We start from the raw sequence: 4587 nt of genomic DNA, 5'->3' as shown, positions 1-4587 counted from the left end.
GGTGCACATATGAGTCAGGTTTTCGGTTGCTCAAGAGGCACACAGTCTCCACATGCACCGTCATGGGAAACATATCCATCGGGCACACCTTCTCCACCTGATATCCTCTCTGGCACAGATATTTCAGATCCCTTGCCAGGGTGGCGGAATCGCAGCTTACGTACACAACTCTGTCCGGCTGCATTTCTACGATCGTGTCAAGCAGTATCTCGTCGCAGCCTTTTCTCGGGGGATCTACAACAATCACATCGGCCCGGGCATTTTCGCCCGGATGGCGGGCAGCATAATCTGCATAGTAATCCGGAAGGACTTCTTCAGCTTTTCCTACATAGAATTCTGCATTCTTTATTCCATTCAGCCGTGCATTGCGGCGGGCATCTTCAATAGCGGCAGGAACAATTTCCACGCCGCGGACAAATTTTGCTTTCTGGGCAAGGAAAAGAGAGATGGTTCCAATGCCGCAGTAAAGATCCCACACTGTTTCCTCTCCGTGAAGATCTGCGTATTCCAGAGCCTTGGAATACAGTTCCCATGTCTGCTGTGGATTTACCTGATAAAAAGACAATGGAGAAATCTGATAAGAAATATCTCCGATTTTATCTGTAATATATTCCTGTCCCCAGAGAACCTGGATTTTTTCTCCCAGGATTACATTATTACGATTTTTATTAATATTCAGAGTAATGCTGGTCATACCCGGGATTTCTCTCAGAGCTTTCACCAGCTCCTGCTGATGCGGAATCCTGCTGCCATTGGCAACAATACAGACCATGATCTCTCCTGTATGGTAACCGTAACGGGTAAAAATATGGCGAATCAGGCCTTTTCCGGTAACCTCATCGTACGGGGAGATATCATAGGTTTCCATATAGTCAATTACACGGTCCAGGATCTCTCTGTTCTGCGGAACGCCAAGGACACAGTCCCTGTTTTCGATAATGCTGTGGGTGCGTCCTGCATAGAATCCTGTTACGATTTTTCCATCCCTGTTCCGTCCTACCGGAAACTGTGCTTTGTTGCGGTAATGGAACGGGTCCTTCATACCGATAATGGGTTCCATGGGCAGATTGGCAAAGCCGCCGATCCGTTCCAGATGCCCGCGAACCTTGTCAGCTTTAAATTCCAGCTGTTTTTCATAGGAAAGCGCCTGAAGCTGGCATCCGCCGCACTGACGGGCAGAAGGACATACCGGCTCCGCACGGTCAGGAGAAGGCGTCAGGATTTCCATAAGTCTGCCATACCCATAGTTCTTTTTTGCTTTCATGATCTTGGCTGTAACTCTGTCTCCAATGACTGCGTCCTTTACAAAAACAGTGAAGCCATCAGCTTTGCCGATGCCTTCACCATTTGTACCGCAATCCACAATATCTAACGTAACCATATCATTTTTACGATATTCCATGAGGATCACACTTCTCCTGTTCTTCTTAAATTTGACTCAAAAAGTCTGTTATATCCAAGCCAGTCTTTTTTTCCTTTATCTGCTGCAAAAATCTCAGTCAGTGTCTCCATTCTGGCATCTGTATTATCCGCCAGGTTCAGAGCAACTGCCTCTGCAAGCGCAGGTTTTTTCGGAGATCCATACTCCAGTTCCCCGTGATGAGCAAGAATACAGTGGATCAGTTCATTTTCCAGCACTTCCGGAAAATCCGGAATTTCCTTTGCCAGATCATGAATCATCTGAGAGCCGATGATAATGTGCCCCAGAAGCTGTCCTTCGTCTGTATAATCGTTCTGAGGAAAAGCAGAAAGTTCTTTTGTTTTTCCAATATCATGCAGCAGCGCCGCTGTGATCAGAAGATCTCTTTTCAGAAGAGGGTAAGCGCCTGCCATATAATCACAGAGCCTTGCCACGCTTAACGTATGCTCCATAAGCCCTCCGATAAATCCATGGTGAACTGTTTTGGCTGCAGAATGTCCCTGGAAAGCTTTGATAAACTCCTGATCTTCCACAAACAGTTTCCTGAGAATTGTGTTCAGATATGGATTTTTTACTGTGCTGATCATATCGCAAAGCTGACGATACATATCGTCTGCACTGTTTTCGCTGACAGGAAGGTAATCTGCCGGATCATATTCTCCCTCTCCGGCTTTGCGCACACGCTTGATATTTACCTGCATGGCTCCTGCAAAGCTTGTCACATCGCCCATTACATCTATGTAGTCCAGTGCATCAAATTCATCAATTCCCAATGAGTTTGGATCCCAGATCTTTCCGTCCAGCACTCCTGTCTTATCCTGTAAAATAATGCTGTCATAAGGTTTCCCGTTTTTGGTCACCGCTGACTGTTTCTGTTTACACAGATAAATTCCGCTGATTCTGTCGCCTTCGTGTAATTCATTAATAAAACGCATTTCTTTTTCTGCCTCTCTATTTTTGTTTTATCAGTACATCTAATTCTACGTCCACATATTCTCCTGATGGATTTTTGCGATATACTGTAAGTTCTGCCTGCTGTCCCGGTTTCATACTCTGAAGCCGGATACTGTATTCCCGCATTGTGGTAATTTCTTCTCCGTTAATCCGGTGAAGAATATCTCCGCTCTGAACGCCTGCAACCATAGCCGGGGAATTACTTTCTACCCGGTCAATATAAACCCCTCCCGGAATATCTCTGCTCTCAGACTGTATCTGAGAAATCGTTGTCCCGATCAGTCCTGCATAGCAGATGGGTTCTCCGTTGGAAAGCTTTTCCAGAAGAGTTCCAAGCTGCGCCACCGATACAGCACGGATCACGCAGCTTTTTTCTTCCTCATGATCCAGAATAATACCGATCATCTTTCCGTCCATATCCAGAAGCACACCGCCTCCGTCATTACCGGCAGCCATATTCGTTGTGATCAGTGTATATTCTGCATCCGGGATAGTAAGCTTTCCGGAAATGGAGGTAATATTTCCGTAAATAAGGGAATTGGTATCTCCATTTGGACTTCCGATCGCAATCACCGGCTCCGTCTGCTGACGGTCGTCCTGCGGAGCCAGAGTCACTGCAGTAATCTCATCCCTGTATTCCTCTTCTACATTTTTTACCGGAACCCTGACGACTACCAGCTTTGTCCGGGGATCTGCTCCGCACAGAGTTCCCTCTGCCATCACTCCATTAGAAAATGTAATTTTGAATTTCTCCGCTTTTTCCAGCTCATCCGATGTAGTCAGAATATAAAACGCATCTTTGTTTTTCAGAAAAACAATACCTTCTTCATCCCCATAAGTGAGGAGGGAATCATTCAGTAAATCCTCTGTGTCCGTAAGTCCGGTCACCTGAACCAGAGCCTTGCGCGGTTCCTCTGCAATGTCCCAGATGGTTTTATACACATTTTTCAAATGGTCTGCTGAATCTGCATCTTCCTCCTCTTCCGGCTGAACACTTTCCGCTGTCTGTGTATCCGTTCCTCTGGCGAATTCTGAGCCGGCAGGCGGTGATAACTGTACCGTCTCCGGTTTTTTCGCTTCTTTTTCAAACTGTCTGAAAATATTGGGCACAAAAGCCATTACCGTTACAACTGCACAAATTCCGAATACAATTCCACAGAATGCAGCCATTGCCAGCCTGCGGAGCACTGTCTTTTTATCTATGGGCCGTTCTTTTATTGTCTCTTTTATAAATGGATAGTCCTGATCCTTTTTATCAACCATAACCATTCTCCCATAAACCAGATAATTTAGGTGTATTTTAGCAAAAATTTATGAACTTTTTATTAACAAAAATATACTTTTTCCTTTTCATTATGAAATAAATCATGTATGATAAGATTGTAGAAGAATTTTCTTTCTGATTCTGTGTTTCATCTGGAAAAAAACATCAGAATCTGTTATGATAAAAGACTAAATACTATCAGAATTTACAGGAGATGCTGCTTCTGGCAGCGAAAAAAATTATGAATCAAAAAGCATTATCTTCACTTGAGTATCCAAAAATTATAGAACGGCTTATAGAAAAGGCTTCCTCTCCTATGGGAAAAGAGCTGTGCCGGAAGCTTCAGCCTTCTACTGATATAAATAAGATCCGCCTCATGCAGACTCAGACAAAAGATGCCCTGACCCGTCTTTTTCAGAAGGGTTCCGTCTCTTTTGGAAGCGTAAAGGATATCCGCGGCTCACTGAAACGACTGGAGATCGGAAGTTCTCTGGGTATTATGGAAATTCTTTCTGTCTGCGCGCTTCTGGAAAACACTTCCAGAGTAAAAGCCTATTCCCGGGGCGACCGGAGCGACCTTCCCTCTGATTCTCTTGACAGTATGTTTGAACAGCTTGCTCCTCTGACCCCTCTGTCTTCAGAGATCAGAAGATGCATTCTCTCTGAAGATGAGATCAGTGATGACGCAAGTCCTGCGCTGCGCCAGGTACGAAGAAATATGAAGGTAACCAATGACAGGATCCATACGCAGCTTTCCGGACTGGTAAACGGAAACGCCCGTACCTATCTTCAGGATTCTGTGATCACCATGAGAAACGGCCGGTACTGTATTCCTGTCAAAGCTGAATACAAAGGACAGGTTCCGGGCATGATCCACGATCAGTCTTCCACCGGTTCCACTCTGTTTATTGAGCCTATGGCTGTGGTAAAGCTGAATAATAACATGCGG

The 4587-nt window shown here is 45.1% G+C and carries 3 protein-coding genes and 1 pseudogene; 1 reads left to right on the top strand and 3 read right to left on the bottom strand.

Features of this window, described 5'->3' with window-relative positions; translation table 11 throughout:
• From rlmD to QVP40_RS13750, 3 genes are all read right to left on the bottom strand, one after another.
• The coding region (gene rlmD / locus QVP40_RS13760; RefSeq protein WP_288200617.1) for a 23S rRNA (uracil(1939)-C(5))-methyltransferase RlmD at window positions 1–1402 on the bottom strand (1402 nt) is incomplete at its 3' end.
• Between the two features lie 5 nt (window positions 1403–1407).
• Window positions 1408–2355, bottom strand: coding sequence for a 3'-5' exoribonuclease YhaM family protein (locus tag QVP40_RS13755; protein ID WP_022068936.1), 948 nt, complete (start codon window positions 2353–2355; stop codon window positions 1408–1410).
• Between the two features lie 16 nt (window positions 2356–2371).
• Complete coding sequence (locus tag QVP40_RS13750; RefSeq protein ID WP_022068935.1) at window positions 2372–3637, bottom strand: S1C family serine protease; 1266 nt, start codon at window positions 3635–3637, stop codon at window positions 2372–2374.
• Window positions 3638–3879: 242 nt separating this feature from the next.
• Between QVP40_RS13750 and QVP40_RS13745 the strand changes: the two are divergent.
• Window positions 3880–4587 (top strand): annotated as a pseudogene (locus QVP40_RS13745) (endonuclease MutS2); the annotation flags it as partial.

The sequence above is a fragment of the Blautia sp. CAG:257 genome (assembly GCF_000433815.1).
In the GTDB taxonomy this organism is placed as follows: domain Bacteria; phylum Bacillota; class Clostridia; order Lachnospirales; family Lachnospiraceae; genus Blautia_A; species Blautia_A caecimuris.
The sequence above is the reverse complement of the archived record's forward strand: the minus strand, read 5'-3'. Positions and strand labels throughout refer to the sequence as shown.

Coding starts and splice junctions, on each gene's coding strand:
- QVP40_RS13750 (WP_022068935.1), bottom strand. CDS start 3,637: ATGGTTGATAAAAAGGATCAGGACTATCCATTTATAAAAGAGACAATA.
- QVP40_RS13755 (WP_022068936.1), bottom strand. CDS start 2,355: ATGCGTTTTATTAATGAATTACACGAAGGCGACAGAATCAGCGGAATT.